This window comes from Pseudomonas sp. R15(2017) (assembly GCF_002112685.1).
Classification (GTDB): Bacteria; Pseudomonadota; Gammaproteobacteria; order Pseudomonadales; family Pseudomonadaceae; genus Aquipseudomonas; species Aquipseudomonas glycinae.
The window spans coordinates 350236-367115 of the sequence record NZ_NEII01000006.1 but is presented as its reverse complement, the minus strand read 5'-3'; the positions used below and the strand labels follow the sequence as shown (position 1 = coordinate 367115).

The 16880-nt window shown below is 58.8% G+C and carries 16 protein-coding genes and 1 tRNA gene; 8 read left to right on the top strand and 9 right to left on the bottom strand.

Going from position 1 to position 16880, the window contains the following annotated elements; genetic code table 11:
- Positions 1-11: 11 nt before the first annotated feature.
- The 4 genes from flgA to CAF77_RS15180 all read left to right on the top strand — a co-directional run bounded on the left by flgA (position 12) and on the right by CAF77_RS15180 (position 2652).
- The gene (gene flgA, locus CAF77_RS15195; protein ID WP_085654891.1) at positions 12-773 is read left to right on the top strand and encodes a flagellar basal body P-ring formation chaperone FlgA; all 762 of its coding nucleotides are present in this window, start codon (positions 12-14) and stop codon (positions 771-773) included.
- A 206-nt stretch (positions 774-979) separates the two neighbouring features.
- A complete protein-coding gene (gene flgM, locus CAF77_RS15190) occupies positions 980-1306 on the top strand; it encodes a flagellar biosynthesis anti-sigma factor FlgM (RefSeq protein WP_007960324.1) in 327 nt (108 codons plus the stop codon).
- 48 nt (positions 1307-1354) lie between these two features.
- Positions 1355-1822 carry a flagella synthesis protein FlgN gene (locus tag CAF77_RS15185; RefSeq protein WP_011335511.1) on the top strand — a complete coding sequence of 156 codons (468 nt, stop codon included), beginning with the start codon at positions 1355-1357 and terminating at the stop codon, positions 1820-1822.
- 95 nt (positions 1823-1917) lie between these two features.
- Positions 1918-2652: a flagellar brake protein gene (locus tag CAF77_RS15180; RefSeq protein ID WP_085654889.1), complete on the top strand. Its 735-nt coding sequence runs from the start codon at positions 1918-1920 to the stop codon at positions 2650-2652.
- Positions 2653-2711: 59 nt separating this feature from the next.
- Here CAF77_RS15180 and CAF77_RS15175 read toward each other — a convergent pair whose 3' ends face one another.
- The 4 genes from CAF77_RS15175 to CAF77_RS15160 all read right to left on the bottom strand — a co-directional run bounded on the left by CAF77_RS15175 (position 2712) and on the right by CAF77_RS15160 (position 7893).
- Positions 2712-4070: an MFS transporter gene (locus CAF77_RS15175; protein ID WP_085654887.1), complete on the bottom strand. Its 1359-nt coding sequence runs from the start codon at positions 4068-4070 to the stop codon at positions 2712-2714.
- Between the two features lie 68 nt (positions 4071-4138).
- On the bottom strand, positions 4139-5380 hold the full coding sequence (locus CAF77_RS15170; RefSeq protein ID WP_170928962.1) for a glutamine synthetase family protein: 1242 nt from the start codon (positions 5378-5380) through the stop codon (positions 4139-4141).
- Positions 5381-5599: 219 nt separating this feature from the next.
- Positions 5600-6292 carry a sensor histidine kinase KdpD gene (locus CAF77_RS15165; RefSeq protein ID WP_011335515.1) on the bottom strand — a complete coding sequence of 231 codons (693 nt, stop codon included), beginning with the start codon at positions 6290-6292 and terminating at the stop codon, positions 5600-5602.
- Positions 6289-7893, bottom strand: a complete 1605-nt coding sequence (locus CAF77_RS15160; protein ID WP_064383597.1) for a tetratricopeptide repeat-containing response regulator — start codon at positions 7891-7893, stop codon at positions 6289-6291. Before CAF77_RS15160 ends, CAF77_RS15165 begins: the two co-directional genes overlap by 4 nt.
- Positions 7894-8108: 215 nt before the next feature.
- On the opposite strand from CAF77_RS15160, the gene CAF77_RS15155 reads away from it, so the two are divergent.
- On the top strand, positions 8109-9491 hold the full coding sequence (locus CAF77_RS15155; RefSeq protein WP_064383599.1) for a lysozyme inhibitor LprI family protein: 1383 nt from the start codon (positions 8109-8111) through the stop codon (positions 9489-9491).
- An 81-nt stretch (positions 9492-9572) separates the two neighbouring features.
- Here the strand turns inward: CAF77_RS15155 and CAF77_RS15150 are convergent, their stop codons facing one another.
- The 3 genes from CAF77_RS15150 to CAF77_RS15140 are packed head-to-tail and all read right to left on the bottom strand — an operon-like array spanning position 9573 to position 13162.
- Positions 9573-11207, bottom strand: coding sequence for a GMC family oxidoreductase (locus tag CAF77_RS15150; protein WP_064383602.1), 1635 nt, complete (start codon positions 11205-11207; stop codon positions 9573-9575).
- Positions 11204-11758, bottom strand: coding sequence for a sugar dehydrogenase complex small subunit (locus CAF77_RS15145; RefSeq protein ID WP_064383604.1), 555 nt, complete (start codon positions 11756-11758; stop codon positions 11204-11206). Before CAF77_RS15145 ends, CAF77_RS15150 begins: the two co-directional genes overlap by 4 nt.
- A 3-nt stretch (positions 11759-11761) precedes the next feature.
- Positions 11762-13162, bottom strand: a complete 1401-nt coding sequence (locus CAF77_RS15140; protein WP_064383605.1) for a cytochrome c — start codon at positions 13160-13162, stop codon at positions 11762-11764.
- A gap of 363 nt (positions 13163-13525) precedes the next feature.
- Here CAF77_RS15140 and CAF77_RS15135 point away from each other — a divergent pair, with 363 nt between their 5' ends.
- Positions 13526-15166 carry a methyl-accepting chemotaxis protein gene (locus CAF77_RS15135; protein ID WP_064383607.1) on the top strand — a complete coding sequence of 547 codons (1641 nt, stop codon included), beginning with the start codon at positions 13526-13528 and terminating at the stop codon, positions 15164-15166.
- Positions 15167-15221: 55 nt separating this feature from the next.
- On the opposite strand, the gene CAF77_RS15130 is transcribed toward CAF77_RS15135, so the two are convergent.
- A tRNA-Arg gene (locus CAF77_RS15130) sits at positions 15222-15298 on the bottom strand.
- Between the two features lie 283 nt (positions 15299-15581).
- On the opposite strand from CAF77_RS15130, the gene CAF77_RS15120 reads away from it, so the two are divergent.
- Together CAF77_RS15120 and CAF77_RS15115 are read left to right on the top strand one after the other, a co-directional pair.
- The gene (locus CAF77_RS15120; protein WP_064383609.1) at positions 15582-15809 is read left to right on the top strand and encodes a hypothetical protein; all 228 of its coding nucleotides are present in this window, start codon (positions 15582-15584) and stop codon (positions 15807-15809) included.
- Positions 15810-15829: 20 nt separating this feature from the next.
- On the top strand, positions 15830-16009 hold the full coding sequence (locus tag CAF77_RS15115; protein WP_064383611.1) for a PA3371 family protein: 180 nt from the start codon (positions 15830-15832) through the stop codon (positions 16007-16009).
- On the opposite strand, the gene phnN is transcribed toward CAF77_RS15115, so the two are convergent.
- The gene (gene phnN, locus CAF77_RS15110; protein WP_085654885.1) at positions 15984-16553 is read right to left on the bottom strand and encodes a phosphonate metabolism protein/1,5-bisphosphokinase (PRPP-forming) PhnN; all 570 of its coding nucleotides are present in this window, start codon (positions 16551-16553) and stop codon (positions 15984-15986) included. The genes CAF77_RS15115 and phnN overlap by 26 nt on opposite strands.
- Positions 16554-16880: the final 327 nt, after the last annotated feature.

The following is a 16880-nucleotide window of genomic DNA, read 5'->3' as shown; positions in this document are numbered from 1 at the left end:
TTTTAACTCGTATGAACGCTCAAACGACATTTTTCCGACGCCTGACATCTCCCCTCCGCAGAGGGCTTTGCGCCATGTCCGCCGTTTGCCTGTTTTTCGCTGGCAGCCCTGCCATTGCTGATGCGGTTACCTTGCCTGACATGCTTATCGGCGTCACTCAGGGCTTTCTTGAATTCACCGTAGAAGACTATCTGGCTACCAGTCAAACGGAAGGCCGTTATGAAATCGAGGTCAACCAGCTCGATCCGCGCATGCGCATGCCTATGTGCGACAAGGAATTGACAGCGACACTGGAGAGTCCGGCACGTCCTTTGGGCCGTGTCACGGTGAAGGTCCGCTGCGAAGGCACCTCCCCCTGGACGGTGTTCGTGCCCGCTCAAGTCCGCCTGTTTCGCGAGATTGTCACCACCACGCGGCCACTCAAGCGCGCCGGCATCATCGAGCCGCAGGACGTGACCTTGCGCGAGCGCGACGTCAGCACGATCAACCAGGGTTTCCTGACGTCGGTGGATGAAGCCATCGGACAGAAATTGACCCGACCAACGGTCGCCGATCAAGTCATTACCCTGGTGCATCTGGAACAGGCGGAAGTGGTTCGCAAGGGCGACCAGGTGGTGATCACCGCCCGCAGTGGCACCCTCGCCGTGCGCATGCCGGGTGAAGCCCTGGCCAACGGCGGCCTCAAGGAACAGATTCGCGTGAAAAACCTCAATTCCCAGCGGGTCATCAAAGCGCAGGTTGTGGCGCCTGGCCAGGTGGAAGTGGCGATGTGACCGCAGGCGTGAGCGGGAATATGAGCGGATATTTGAAAAGCCCCTGAGCGTTTGGCAGAAAACTGGCGCTGACCCGAGCTGTTCCCTAAACTGTGCCGCAGCAGGATCTGCAACGGCGCATGCAAGCTCATTGCTAAATGAGCCTAAAGTTTTCCAGGGGATGGCCGAGAACATGGCAAGCGTCCAAATTCCCAGAGGTTTTTAACATGGTCATCGATTTCAGCCGTTTGAACAGCTCCTCGTCACTTACGGGCAGTACACGTACCAGCAACGCCAAGGAAACCGCCGAAACCGGCACCTCCGCGCCGCTGAATACCCCGGCCGAACAGGCCAGTACCGCAAAAAGCGGGGAATCGGTACACCTCAGCAATGAGGCTCAACAGTTGCAGAAGGTCACTGACAAGCTGCGCGATCAGCCTGCCGTCGACAAAGCCCGTGTGGCCGAATTGAAAGCAGCGATTGCCGATGGCAGCTATAAAGTCGACAGCAACCGTGTAGCCAGCAAACTGCTCAACTTCGAAGCCCAGCGCTAGGCCTCGGTCTGCGCCAGGCTTTTGGACGCTTAAAACCCAAGGCCAGCCATGCACGACACTAATTTATTGCAACTGATCATCGACGACTTTGCTCCAGCTCAACAATTGCTGGAGTTACTGCAAACCGAGTCCCTCGCCTTGCACGGTCGCGACATGCCTCTGCTGGAAGAAATTCTGGCGAACAAGCAGGCATTGATCATTCTGCTCGAACAGCATGGCCGCAAACGCAGCGAAATTCTCGCCAGCCTCAACCTGTCGATCGACCGCGCCGGCCTGGAACAACTGGCCAGCCAGTCGAGCATCGGCGACCAGTTGCTGAGCCAGAGTGATGTCCTGACCGACCTGATCGCCCAGTGCCAGGCAGCGAATGCCAGGAATGGCCAATCGATCGTCATGCAGCAGGCCGCCACGGCCAATCAGTTGAAAATCCTCACCGGCGGCGAGCCTCCCGCGCTCTACGATGCCAGTGGCACCTTCTCCAAACTGCAGAAACCACGCGCGCTCAGCCAGGCGTGATGCTTTCTTCCATGCTTGCGCCCTATCAACGTGCGAAACATGCTGGCAAAATACTGGCCAGCCGTAGTCAAATTTTGTCTGGAGATTGATTTAACGTGTCCAACGATGACGCTCCGCAGCCCCCAAAGGTGCTCACCACGCCCCTGGAGATCTCCAGCAACCTGCGCCAGCTGCAAGAGAGCCATGATCCTCTGATCATCACCTTCCACGAGCGCAGCCAGCGCTTCCAGAGCTACCTGATCAAGGTTGACCGGGAAGCCGCCACGATTGCCCTGGACGAAATGATCCCGCGCGATGGCGAACGCTTCCTGCTCGCGGGCGAGCCGTTCAAGGTCGAAGGTTTCCATGACGGCGTGCGCATTGCCTGGGAATGCAACGGTACGCTGGACATCAAGGACTCCGACGGTGACCGCTTTTATATTGGCGAGATGCCAACCGAAGTGGTTTATCACCAGCGCCGCAATGCCTTCCGAGCCGCTTTGAAACTGACCGACCTTGTCAGCGTCGAACTGGGTGGCGAAAAGCTCAAGTCGCCTATCGGCGGCAAACTGCTGGATATCTCTGCCACCGGTTGCAAGCTGCGTTTCGAAGGCGACATCACCGACCGCCTGCAACTGGGCCAGGTCTATGATCGCCTGATCGCCGCGCCGTTGTTCGGCAACCAGCCGACCTCGGTCGAACTGCGTTACCTGCACTTCGAAGAAAAACTCAACATCACCTTCGCCGGCCTGCGCTTTCACAACATCAGCGGCCCGGCGGCCCGCAACGTCGAGCGTTTCGTTTATCAACTGCAACGCGAAGCGCGTCGGTTCGATAAAGACGACCTCTGATCGGCAAGCATAAAAAACGGGCAGTCACTGCGGTGACTGCCCGTTTTTTTATGCCCGAATCAAGGCCTGGCGGTGCTGATGTCCGGCCCCTCGCCCTCGACTGTCGAGTCGGTTGGCGCGACAGGTTCTGGCTCAGGCTCAGGCTCTGGAGCGACCGTATTCTGCATCTGCTCCTGCACCACTTGCTCATCGACCCGCGGGTCAAGCGCCGCCACCAGCGGTGAACTGGACATGCTGTCCGGCATCGCCACGTGATGCAGCGGCGCATCGTCGACCTGGTGCAGATTGGTCACGGCTTTCGGCCGGATCCGCCACACCAGCACCAGCGCGAAAAAGGTGAAGAATGCATACAGACTCTGCGGCCCGAACAGCTTCATCAACACCCCCGCCGCCAGCGGGCCGACGCTGGCACCCACGCCGTACGTGACCAGCAACATCGCCGTCAGCGACACCCGGCGCTCGCCTTCGACGTGATCGTTAGAGAACGCCACCGCCAACGGATACAGACAAAACTGCACCAGCGAACACAAGAAGCCGACCACGAACAACACCTCCAACGGCACCTGCGGCAGGATCGCCAGCGGTAATGCAGCAACCGCCAGGAACAGCGCAAAGCAACGGATCAACAGCGCCCGGTCATAGCGGTCGGACAACCAGCCCAACGGCCACTGCACCACCAGCCCGGCAAAGATGCAGCTACCCATGAACAGACCGACCTGCTCGGTGGACAGCCCTTGCTGCGAGGCATACAACGGCGCCAGACCGTAGAACGAACCGATGATCAGCCCTGCCCCGAGCACCGTACTCAGCGACTGCGGCACGCGCTTGATAAAGAAGCGCGGCTCCATCGGCGCCGGATGCAGCGGCGCCGGGTGAATCCGTCGGGTCAGCGCCACCGGCACCAGACACAGGGCAAAACACAATGCGACCAGCATCAGCAGTTCCAGGCCAAGGCCCGGGTGCATGACCAGAATCAACTGACCGAGCACCAGCCCCAGATACGACGCGATCATGTAGCCACTGAACACCAGACCGCGCTGATTGGCGTCGGCCTGCTCGTTCAGCCAACTCTCGATGACCATGTACTGGCACATCATGCCGAGGCCGACGATGGTCCGCAGCACCAGCCACGCCGGCAACCAGTCCACCAGGCCATGACCGAGCACCGCCGCACCGACGATCCCGGCACACGCCGAGTAGGCGCGGATATGCCCGACCCGGGCAATCAAGCGGTGACCGATCTTGCCGCCCAGCACCAGACCAAAATAGTTGGCGGCCATCAACGCACCGACCCACAATCCGTCGACATGGTCGGCAGCCAGACGCAAAGCCAGATAAGTAGAAAGAAGGCCCGAGCCGATCAACATCATCAGCGAGGCGAAATACAGCGCTCGAAAGGATTTCCAGATTTGGCGCATCGGCGTTCCGAGCGGCTCCTTGCAGTAAGTATCGGGCTATCAAACGATAGCCCGACGGCGACATTTCGTCAGGCCTGGGCTGCTAGAACACGGCGTTCCCAGGGAGTGATTTCATCAAAGAAGCTGGTCAACTCCATGGTCTTCGAAGCGATGTAGCCTTCGATGAACTCCGTGCCGAACAGTTCCTTTGCAAGCTGGCTGCGTTTCAGACGTTCGAGCGCCGCATGCAAGGTACACGGCAGCGAAAGATTGTCCGGCACTTCGAACTCGCCCTGAATCGCTTCGCTTGGTTCGAGTTCATGCTCGATGCCGTACAAGCCGGCGGCCAGGCTCGCGGCAATCGCCAGGTACGGGTTGGCATCGGCCCCCGGCAAACGGTTCTCGACCCGACGCGCGACCGGCGAACTGGCCGGAATACGCAGTCCGGCAGCGCGGTTGTCGTGGGACCAGCAGGCATTGTTCGGCGATGCAAACGGATGGCACAGGCGCTGGTAGGAATTGACGTTCGGCGCAAACAACGCGGTGAAATCAGCCATGCCCGCCTGCTGCCCGCCAATGAAGTGGCGGAACCTCGCGGTCGGCTGACCGTCGGCGTCACTGAACACATTCTTGCCACTGCCGATCTCGACGATGCTCTGGTGAATGTGCATCGAACTGCCCGGCGTGTGCGCCAGCGGCTTGGCCATGCACACCACGGTCAGGCCGTGCTTGAGCGCGACTTCCTTGAGCAGGTGCTTGAACAGGAAGGTCTGGTCGGCCAGCAACAGCGGATCACCGTGCAGCAAGTTGATCTCGAACTGGCTGACGCCCATTTCGTGCATGAAGGTATCGCGCGGCAGACCGAGGGCGGCCATGCATTTATAGACTTCACTGAAGAACGGTCGCAGACCGTTGTTGGAACTGACGCTGAACGCCGAATGACCGTCCTCGCGACGCCCGTCGAGACCGACGGGCGGCTGGAACGGCTGGGTCGGGTCGGTGTTCGGCGCGAACACAAAGAATTCAAGTTCGGTCGCCACCACCGGCGCCAGACCGAGGGCTGCGTAGCGGGCAATGACCTTCTTGAGCTGGCCACGGGTCGACAGGTTGGAGCTCTCGCCGGTCAGCTCGTCGGCATCGCAGATTGCAAAGGCCCTTGGCTCTTCGCTCCATGGCAACGGATGGATCTGTGCAGGATCGGCCACCAGCGCCAGATCGCCGTCATCGCTGCCATAGAATTTGGCGGCGGGATAGCCGCCCATGATGCATTGCAGCAGCACCCCTCGGGCCAACTGCAAACGCCGCCCTTCGAGGAAGCCCTCGGCGGTCATTACCTTGCCCCGTGGCACGCCGTTCAAATCCGGCGTGACACATTCAATCTCATCAATGCCCGTCAATCGCTGCGCGAGTGAACGCTGGCCATCGGTTGTCATGACGCAATCCTTGTTATTGTGCGAGCCGCGAACGGCGACCCGGACAAAATAGGCTTCGGCTGTTCGGAATATCAAGCAGCAGCCAACAAAAAGAATTCCGGTCGATGAATCGGTGATTCAGGGCAGGTAAATACTGAACACACCGCCACCCAACGGGCCGCCATTACGGATCTCGGTCCGACCGCCAACACCGTTGCGCTGATGCAGCGCGGCGATGCGTCCGGCGAAGTACAGACCGAGGCCGGTGCTGCCACTGCTGTGGTTGATGCCCTGCACGTAATCGGACTGACGTTCGAGCATTTCGGCCGGGTAACCGTCGCCGTCATCGTTGATGCTCAGCACCAATTGCCCGGCTTCGTCGCTGACGGTGATCAGCAGCGATTCGCGGGCGTAGCGGATCGCGTTGTTGATGCAATTGCCCAGCACCGAGGCGATCAGTTCGCGATCGAAGAAGCCCAGGGGACTGAGCGGATCGACTTCGTAAGTGGCGATGATTCCACGGCTGGCGAACACGTCCTGATGCGCCGCCAGTTGTGCCTCGATGAAGTCGTCCAGCTCGTGATAAGCCGGCTGCAACGGCATCTGATTGACCCCAAGCTTGTACAGCCCTAGCAGCTGCACCAGCATGCCGTTGAGATGGGCGAACTCGAAGTCGATCACGCCCTGCTCCGGCCCTTGGCGCTGGGCCTCGGGCAGGCGCGCCAGCCATTGGCTGTGGGCCTGCATCAGCATCGCCAGAGAGTTCTTCATGTCGTGCACGGTGGAGGCGATCACCGTGGAAAAATCCAGTGCCTGCTCGTCTTGGTTCATTCGCCAAACGCCTTGCTTTTCAGCTTCTGATAACGCGGATAACGCGCGTCGGTATCGGGCATCATGCCCACCAGTTTCAGGCAGGCCCGGCATTCTTCCAGCTCCGCCGACGGCACATTGGTGTCGGTGCCGTGCAGCAGCGACTGGGCCATGTTCAGCGCGATACTGATGTTTTTCGGTTGCATCTTCAGCGCCTTGCGGAATACCTCGCGGGCCTCCACCAGATTGCCGGTCTTGTACACGCGCACGCCCTGACGGTTGAGGTCGGCGGCAGCGTTGCTGGAGCTGAGGATAGTCGGGTCGTCGGTGAGCTTGGCGATGTCTTTCATCACCGTCGGGTCATCGCCGTAGATTTCCGCACAACTCTTGAGCATCGAGGTGCCCGCCTCGGCCTGGCCGAGCATCTGCAATTGCTTGGCCACCAGCAACGCCGCCTCGGGGCTCATGAACTGCTCCATGCCGTCGAGGCGCATCAGCGCTTGCTCGGTGAGTTTTTCGGCGGTTTCGGCATCGTTGAGCAACAGGCTCGTGGCCTTCATCAGACGCGCGCGAATCTGCAGGCCCGGATCGGTCGGGTTTTCCTTGGCCACGGCGCTGAGGGTGGTATTGATCTCCAGCCGCGTTCGGGTGTCGAGCCCGCGTTCGCTGCCTTTGCTGATCAGCGCGTGGGCCAGGCCGAGATTGCTTTCCGGATCCTTGAACCGCGATTGCGCGCCCTGATTCACCGCCTGGCGATAAGCCCGGGAAGCCGTCTCGAAATCTTCGTTGGCCATCGCCAGCTTGCCCAGCAACGCCTGACGGCGCACCGCCAGCGGCGACAGTCGAATGGCTTCTTCCAATACCTGTTGAGCACCTTTGGTATCGCCTTCGGCGACCAGCACATCGGCCATCCCGTCGTACAACGCCGGCATCATCGGGAAAACCTTCAGGGCTTTTTCGTAAACGCCCTTGGCCTGACTGACCTGCCCGCGCTTGAACAGCAACTTGCCCAACCCGGCAAACGCCCACGGCAATGGCCGGTCGGCGATGATGCTGTCGTAGAGGCGCTCGAGCGCTTCGTTCTGGTTCATGTCGCGCAAGGCATCGGCGCGATAGCGCAGACACAGCGGCGAATAACGGATGTCCTGTTTGCACAGGGCGATGCAAGCGTTGAGCACCTCGACCGGTTTACCACGGTCGAGGGCTTGCAGAATCGGCTTGAGCAGGGTCTTGCGCTGCTCCAGACGCTCTAGGCGCTGAGCCAGGCCAGAGCGGTTGAACGGTTTGGTCAGGTACGCGTCCGGCTCGTGCTCCAGGGCACTGAGCACCATCGCCTGACTGGTCTCGGCCGTGACCATCACGAACACCGCTTCGTGACTGATCAGCTTCTCCATCATCAGGTCTTCCAGCACCTGCTGACCGTTCTTCTTGCCGTCACCGAGGTGGAAGTCCTGGAGGATAAAATCGTAGGACTTCTGCGCGCACATTTTCAGCGCCTGCTCACCGGTGTCGGCGGTGTCCACATCCTTGACGCCCAACTCGCGCAACATCGAACGCACGGAACTGCGGAAATCCGAGAAATCATCGACGATCAGAAAACTCTTTTGGTGATACGACAGCATCGAGGATTTCCAGGCAATTGAAGAAGATGGACCATTTCCAGGCGCGCAGATGATAGCTGCCGGCCAAATGCTATCAAGCGATTTCGCGCGACTCTGTAGTCACCGAACGGGTTATCGGCCGGATCAGCGATTCTCTTGAAGCGGGGGTTAAAGATTCGTTGCGCAAGGATTACCCTGCGCGGCGGTTCACACTTTCCAACGGCAAAGGATTCATCGTGTACATCAAGGGACGCTACATCGTGTCGGCCTGTGCGCTGCTGTTTTTTCAGCAGGCAGTGGCGAGCGGAATGGACTGCACAAAGGCGGCGAGTGCTGTGGAGAAGGCGATTTGCGCGGACAAGCCTTTGTATGAGGTGGATGCGCAGATGGGGGCGGCTTATCGGAAGCTGATGAATGCTGCCCCGGCGCAGGCCGAAGTGAAAAACGCCCAGCGCCAGTGGCTGAAGGAGCGTGATCGATGTGGCGAGGAGGTCAGTTGCCTGAACCAGCGTTATCAGGATCGTTTGCAGGTCTTGCACGCTCAGTGGATCGACGCGGTGGCCTACAAGCCGGACGACATTGATAAACAGGTCATGGAGGATCTGCAGCAACGGATTCGGGAGATGAGCAAGGAGAACCCGGAGTTTGCGCTGGAGCGAGCGCTGGATTCTCTCTCAACCGACGACGGCGAAACTTCGTTCTCCGGTGATCCCAGCGACGACAACACTTACGATCAGACCTTGTTTCCCAAAAGCATTCCCAAGGGTGTAACCCCGAATGAATGGAAGGCGCTTAAAGCTTCCGGTCTTGACGCTGATGCCGAGCAGGGCCAGGCGAATTACTCATTGATAGACCTTAACGGCGACGGTCAACGGGATCTGATCGTTTCAACCTACACCGGTGGTACAGGCCTCTTCAGCTTCTATGAAACCTTCCGTCGCGATGGAGAACGGTTCACCAGAAGACTGGCGCCCTATGATCCGGACGCCAGCGCCGGCAGCTCGTTGTTCTCCACCAATGATCGAGGCGCCAACCAATCGGCAGCCTGGATCAAATCTCATGGAAGGATGTATCTCGCCTATCGCAACGGGTCATACGGTGTCGATCAGATCTACCTGCTCAATCCCCTGAAGATCAACAGCCAAATACCAACAGTGACGGTTCAGTATGACTACAAGTTGATCGTGCCGAGCAATCAATACTCCGAGGAAAGCAGTACCAGCTACGTACTGGACCCAGTCTTGCGAAAAACTCTCATAAAAGCCCTGACCCAATCGGGTGCGGGTAAACCTCAACAACCCAGCCAACACAAAGGCCCCCTCTGCCCCATTCCTGCATCGGGCTCGGGTGACGATGATTATTACAGTTACGGCGCAGGTTACTACGCAGTAGAAACCGTCATGGACTTGCCAGTTTTCATCGACAACGAGTGCTTCATCGCAAGGCTGAACAATTGGTTTGGTAGTTACAGCGAGAAAGACGGATTGCCCGCCTTGCTGACTTTGCGCAAGCCTGGGTCTCAGGATCCCGAACGGGGCTTCTCAGTCAACGGCCGCCGACATTTCATGAACGTCACAACCTCGATTGGAAAGGCAGAGGGTGGAGCTGAAATTTTCTAGCCTTTCCTCCTGCAAGATTGAAAGACACAAAAAAGCCCCACCAGACACCTCTGCGTGGGGCTTTGTACTTCGGGGCGCTTCTCAGACCTCCGCCACCAACACATCGGCAATCCGGATGCTCAACGCCGCACCTGTCAGCGTCGGGTTCACGCAGGAGGACGATGGCATGACGCTCGTGCCTGCGATGAACAGGTTGGAATGGTCGTGACTGCGGCAATCGCGGTCCACCACCGAGTCTTTCGGGTCATCGCCCATGATGGTGGTGCCCATGATGTGCTGCCGATTCTGGAAGCCCGTGTCGGTGCTGAGGATGTCGGCGTCGAGCAGTTTCGCAAACTGTTTGAAGTCTTCCAGCGCCTTCTCTTTACCGGCGTGCCAGTAGTCGGGAACGCTGTAGTAGATCTCGGGAACCGGCAAGCCGATGGCGTCGAACTTGGTCTTGCTCGGGGTAACCCGATTCTCCGGCAGTGGCAGGGTTTCGAAGTCGACAGCCCAGTTCAGGGAGCGCGCCGATTGCAGGCGGATCTGCTCATCGAGCTTCGAGCCCAGGACACCTTTGGCGATCAGGTTCGAGGTGATTTGCGACGTCGGCACGGTGTTGCGCACCTTGATCTTGTAGCTCGGGTAATCGTTGCGAAACGCGCCATCGCGGCTGTTCAGATAGACCAGCAATTGCGTCGGCCCTTCGCCCGGCCACATGTCCTCCTTGGTCATGACGTTCATGCTGATGCCGGTGTGATCCATCAGGTTACGCCCGACCTGATCCGACGAGTTGGCGATCCCGTTCGGGTACTTTTCCGAGGTCGACATCAACAGCAGCTTCGGCGACTCGATACCGTAAGCCGCCAGCACAAAAGCCCGTGCGGTCAGTTTGTGTTTGGACTTGTCGGGGCGCATGTACCAGATCGCAGTGATCTTGCCGTCATCGCCCGCCTCGATCTTGTAGACGACAGAGTTGTCCAGCACCTTGGCGCCATGGCGCTCGGCCTCATCGATGTGCATCGAACCGTCGTACTTGGCGGCAATCGGACACACCGGGTTGCAGTTGTTGTTGCCAGCGCAGGGAGGCCGCTTGCCATAGGGGCGGGTCGCCCGGCCATTCGGCTCGAGGATCGGGTTATACCCGCCCTTGCCGAGCAATTCGGAAAGGCGCTTGAACATGTAGCTCGGTTTCAGGCCTTCCATCGGATAGGGAATCGAGCGCGGCGGATAAGCGTCCCCGCCCTGCCCGCTTTCGTCCTGGCCGTCGACGCCGGAAACGCCCAGTTCGATTTCAGCCCGAGCGTAATACGGTTCGAGTTCGTCATAACTGATCGGCCAGTCGCGACCACGGCCATACAGCGACTTGAGACGAAAATCGTTGGGCAGCATGCGCCACAGCGAGGAACCGAAATGCCAGGTGGTGCCACCTACCACACGCAGATAAGAGGTGTTGTATTTCACCGGCCCTACCTGCTGCAAATAGTCGCCATAAGTAGAGGGCGCGTGGGGCAGGCTCGGATAAGGCGACCCGGCGCCCTGCAGCTTGGCATTGGCCAGCGAGAGTTTCACCGGAGCATTGCGGAATGTTTCCACCACATCACGGCGATTCACCCGAGGCCCGGCCTCGAGCACGATCACCGACTTGTTCGCTTTGGCCAGGCCCGTGGCGATCAGACCGCCCATGACACCAGAACCGATGATCACCACATCGGCATCGAATTGATCGCTGCTCATACTGTCGAGTCCTGAATGACTGCTGGTTTGGGACCCCATGAATCCGGGCCGCCACCGTAGGTTGGAATGATGAGAATGCCGTGAGTGGGCTGATACATCATGGCGAGGGAATAGCTGATCAGCTCGGCATCCGCCGGCTCACCGACAATGCCCAGATACCAGGCGGAAATGATGCTGGTGGCCGTGGCCCGCAGCGATGGATCCGGATTCGGCTGCGCCAGGTATTCATCGACATGCCGGTAGCCCTGAGTGCTGATCAATTGCTTCAGGGCAATCACGTTGGTCGAGAAATTCGGTGCGCGCTTGTCCAGCGCAGCGTAGTAACGACCGGCCAGAACCGGATTGACCGCACGGCTGACCAGAAACTGCGACAGCGCAATGAAATCGTCACTCGAAACCTGGGCTGCCAGCACCGACTGCCAGGGCAGCGCACTGCCGATCATCGCGGCCAGGCCCAGCGTCACGGAACCGCGCAACAGATTGCGGCGAGTGAGCCCCGCCGAGCTTTCGGTTTGATTTTTTACGTGTTTGTGCGTCATTGAAGTGTCCATTGCTCAGGCCTCCTTGCGCCGACGTGCAATCAAGGCCCATGCGCCCAGACCGATCAACAAGCACACGAGAATGATGACCGGGATCGTAAACTTCGCCATCACTGCCAGTGGCGCCTGGGGCCCACCGTTGCGTACCTGTGCCACATCGGCGGCGGTGACAACCGCGTCGGCATTGCCGTAGCGCGACAGCACGTAGTTGCTGACATCGGCAATCTGCTGGTCGTTCAGGCGGTCGGTGAACAGCGCGTCAGGGCCGAAACCCGGCATGTCGATGGCCACACCGTCGACTTCACGATGCACGCCATACACGATGGCCGCGATCAGGTTGTCGCTGCGACTGGTGGCAGTGTTGTGAAAAAGCGATGGGTATTCCCTTGTGCCCTGACCGTTCGGCTGATGGCAGTTGGCGCAAGTGCCACTGAAAACGTGCCAGCCCGGGTTGTCCCCGGGTTTGCCTCCGCGCAGCGTCAATTCGTCGACCGAAGCCTGACCGTACTCGTGCCGGGCCTTGCTCTCCCCGGTCTTGATCGGCGTGGTCTGCAGCAGGTAGGCCGCGATGGCTTTGAGATCCACATCGCTCAGATGCTGCAGACTGTTCTCCACCGCCTCGGCCATCGGCCCCGCCGCCTGAGCCTTGCCCTCGACGTGTCCGGTACGCAGATAGGCCACGATCTCGTCACTTGACCAGGCCCCGATGCCGCTGACTTTGTCGGAGGTGATATTGGGGGCATACCAACTGCCCAGCGATCCGCCGGCCAACGGTTTTGCGCTGTCGGCCGCCATCAGGACATTGCGCGGCGTGTGGCAGGTGTCGCAGTGAGCCAGGCCGTTGACCAGATAGTCGCCGCGATTGACCTCGGCGGACTTGGCCGGATCCGGCGTGAAGCGTGTTTTGCTGTGGAACAGCGCGTTCCAGCCAATCATCGATGCACGGATATTGAACGGGAAATCCAGTGCGGTTTTCTGGTTCGGCGTATCGACCGGCGTCACTTCGTGCATGAAGTAGTCGTAGAGCGCAGCAATGTCGCTGTCGGTCATCTTCGAATAAGAGGTGTAGGGCATCGCTGGGTAAAGCCGAGTGCCATCGGCCGCCACCCCGTCACGCACCGCGCGGGCGAATTGCTCTGAGGTGTAATTGCCGATACCCGCCGTTTTCGAAGGCGTGATGTTGGTCGAGTAGATCGTGCCCATCGGCGAACTGAGCGGATAGCCGCCCGCAAAAGCCTCGCCGCCTGGCGCCGTGTGGCAAGCCACACAGTCAGCCGCTACCGCCAGACGCTTGCCCACCGACGCGGTGCTGTCGAGCCCCTCGCCATGCGCTGCCCCGGCCGTGGCGATCAACAGCGTCACCCATCCGGCAAAGGCGTACCCCTTGCATTTCCCTTTATCAATGCGACGCGACATGAGTCCTACCCTAGGCTGCTTCGTTCTTTTTTTCACGGTTCTGGAAATCACGAACACAGTGTCCTCGTCATCTTGAGCGACAAGAACGAAGAGGTACGATGTCGTACGTATTTTTTGGAATATTCCACACAATGTAACACTTGGCAATAAATAGAAAAGGCCAAGTGCCATCTTTTGTATGTATGTGCTGAGTGCTCTAAACCGATAGTTACAAGGGATTTCATGCAGAATATATTTACGTGAGAAACAACTGGTAACCCTACAGTTGTGGTCTCCGCAGCCGAAAGATGTACGACGACACGCCATTTTCTTACGAGCTGCACTCGATATTGTCCCGACCCCACACGTCAGCAGGATGCCCTTATGAGTTGGTTGAATGACGCAAGACTTTCCACGAAATTGATCACGGCCTTCGCCGCGTGCGCCTTCATCACCCTGGGGGTGGGCCTGCTGGGAAGCCGGGGAGTGACCGAGCTATCGGCGAGCCTCAGATCGGTGTTCGGCAACAACCTTGTCGCTGTCGCCAACATCGCGCAGACCAAAATCAAGGCCGTCGGACAGACCCGTGACATGTATCGGCTTTACGTCGCCACTGCGGCCAATCTGCCACAGAGCACCAAAGACGAATTCCTCGCCTCGATGAGCGCGAACCAGTTGGCGAGTGAAAAAGCCTTTGCCGAATATCGAAAAACCAAGCTTGCCGACGACGAACGTGCAGCAGGTGACCGAATGGAAAAAGCCTGGCCCGTTTACCAGGCGATCGTGCAAAGGTATCTGGCCCTGATGAAGGCCGGGGACCTGGAAAACGGCCGCGAATTGCTGCTCGGCGATCTGCAGAAAAACTACCGCGTCGTCATGGACGAATTGACCATCATGACCAACTCCAACGATATGCAAGTCAGCGAAGCCGCAAAGCGATCGGTTCTGACGGAGTCGTCCGCCAAGACGTCGCTGTACATCGGCATCGTGCTGGCCTTCGTCGCTGCGATTTTGCTCGGCCTGTTCATCAGCCGACTGATCAGCCGCCCCATCTCCAAAGCCGTTGAAAGCGCCCGAAGCATCGCTGGGGGAGACCTGACTCAAAACATCGTCAGCACCGGCCGCGACGAGGCCGGTCAGTTGCTCACGGCCCTGGCCGAGATGCAGGGCAGTCTGAAAGGCACTATTCAGCAGATCGCCAACGCGGCAGATCAACTGGCTTCAGCTGCCGAAGAACTCACCGCCGTCACCGACAACGGAAGCCGTGGTCTGATCCGTCAGAACGACGAGATCCAGCAGGCAGCGACCGCTGTCACGGAAATGACCTCCGCCGTGGAGGAAGTCGCGCGCAATGCGGTATCCACCTCCGAGGCCTCCCAGACCACCAGCCGGGAAGCCAGCAATGGACGCGATCAAGCGCGAAACGCCGTTGCCGCGATCAACCATGCAACCACGGAAATCGCCACCTCCACCACCATGGTCAAGGACCTGGCGGAGAAAGTTCGAGACATCGGCAAGGTGCTGGATGTGATCCGGGGAATTGCTGAGCAAACCAATCTTCTGGCGCTTAACGCCGCCATCGAGGCTGCACGCGCGGGTGAGCAAGGTCGAGGTTTCGCCGTGGTCGCCGACGAGGTACGAGCCCTGGCGGCAAGGACCCAGGCTTCGACGGGGGAAATCGAAGGCATGATCAACGACGTGCGTAACAGTGCAGACGAAGCCGTCGGCGCCATGGGGAAAAGCCAGGCGCTGGTCAGCGAAACCCAGTCACTGGCGCAAGCGACCGGCCAGGCACTGGAGCTGATTGCCGACGGCATTTCGCAGATCAATGATCGCAACCTCGTCATCGCCACGGCCTCGGAAGAACAGGCACACGTCGCTCGCGAAGTGGATCGTAATCTGGTGAACATCCAGGATCTGTCCACCCAAACGGCGGCAGGTGCGCATCAGACCAGCGCTTCGACCCAGGAACTGTCCAACCTGGCGGCGTCCTTCAACACGATGGTCAGTCGCTTCCGCTTATAAAATGGCGACAACAAAAAGCCCCGCCAGATCACTCTGCGCGGGGCTTTTCAATAGATGGTGTCCCAGGGCAGGTTCGAACTGCCAACCTTCCCCTTAGGAGGGGGATGCTCTATCCAATTGAGCTACTGGGACACAGGGCTGTCGGTGCGACAGACGGCGTGCATGTTAACGGTCGGGCCCTGATTTGTCATGTCGTCCGCAGGGCTTTTTAAGTGTAGGCAGGCGTCTTGCAAGGGTGCCGGACGTTTTACCGTGCAATTTGCATCTCCGCAAAACGCCATCATTGCAGAATGCAATGCGCCCTCTTCTAAAAATCCATTTAAATGCTTGTTTTTAAAGGACTTAACAGCAGTTAGACTATTGGCACGGCGGCTGCTTTACCGGTTCTATAAAAGAACATTCGGAGACTCGTCTCATGAACAGCGCCCTCGTCCTCGCAAACGTAATCGCACTGGCTGTTCTCGTGGGCTTTCACTTCCTCCCCGAGGACAACGAGAAAGTGGCCGGGCGCATGCCACATTACCTGCAAGTGCAGAAAACGCCCCAATGGGCGGTATTGAGCGATCAGCGCTCCGCCCCGCAAGCGGTCAGCGAGTCTGAACAGGTGTTGCCGGCGCAGTCGACTGAACGTCTGGTTTTTTGAAATATCTTCAGGAGTACAGCATGTCCAAGTCAGCCGCAGGATTTCTGATCCTCGCCTTATTGAGTGGCCTCGGGCACTTTTCGCTGTTCGAGGAAACCGAAATATCCCTGCCTCTGATCGGGTGCGGCGTGTTTTCGACGCTGTTCGTATTGGCGCTGGTGGCCGGGCGCAAGATCAAGTTTGATCCTGTACTGCGCTGACCCTGACCAGCTTCAGCAGCTGATTGACCGCATCCGCCAGGTCACCCGAATTGTCGATCAGATGCACAGGGCTGTCAGTTGAACGCCGGTCCTTGAACAGCGCGTTACGGGCGAGTCTCGCATCGATCTGTTCAAGCGTCTCCCGGCCACGCCGGAGCAGACGCTCCCGCAAGACGTTATCTCGCACCGTCAACAACACCGGCACCAGCGTCGGGTAGCTTTCCAGCGCTTGCCGAAGGTTCGCCCGAGAGCCGTTCACCAGGACGTGTTTCCCGGCTTTCAACCATTGGTCCATTTCCACCGGAATCCCGTAGGCGAGACCATTGGCCTCCCACGCCAGCGAAAACTCGCCGGCGCGCTGACGTTGCTCGAACTCCTGAGGCGTCACGCCGATCGCATCCTCGCCCACGGATTCAGCCGAACGGGTAATCACTCGCCTGATGATTTCGCAGTTCAACGCCCGCAAGGGTTCACGCGCAGCCTCGATCAGACTGTCCTTGCCGGAGCCGGAAGGCCCCATAAGGTAAATCAGCCTGCCATCCATCCTGAAAACGCCCTCCGGCGGGCATTTGCCCCTAGTAAATCGGCCATTTGCCACTATCCTGTACAAGGTAAGGAACAACGATTCAACCCGCATAGCATGCACGTTCTGAAGCCCTCGGGCATCAGTCAACGTGTTTCAGGACGCGGTCAGCAATACGGACTGATGCTTTCTTTTCAAACCAGTCCGCATTTCTGATAATTGGTGCTGGCATTACGCCTTTACCCGGATCAATATTTGTCACAGAATTGACGCCAATGATCTGGCAATTTTGAGGCATGATGCGCGCCTCTTAACAATTCAGGTTGAACCATTTGGCGCGGATGCTTG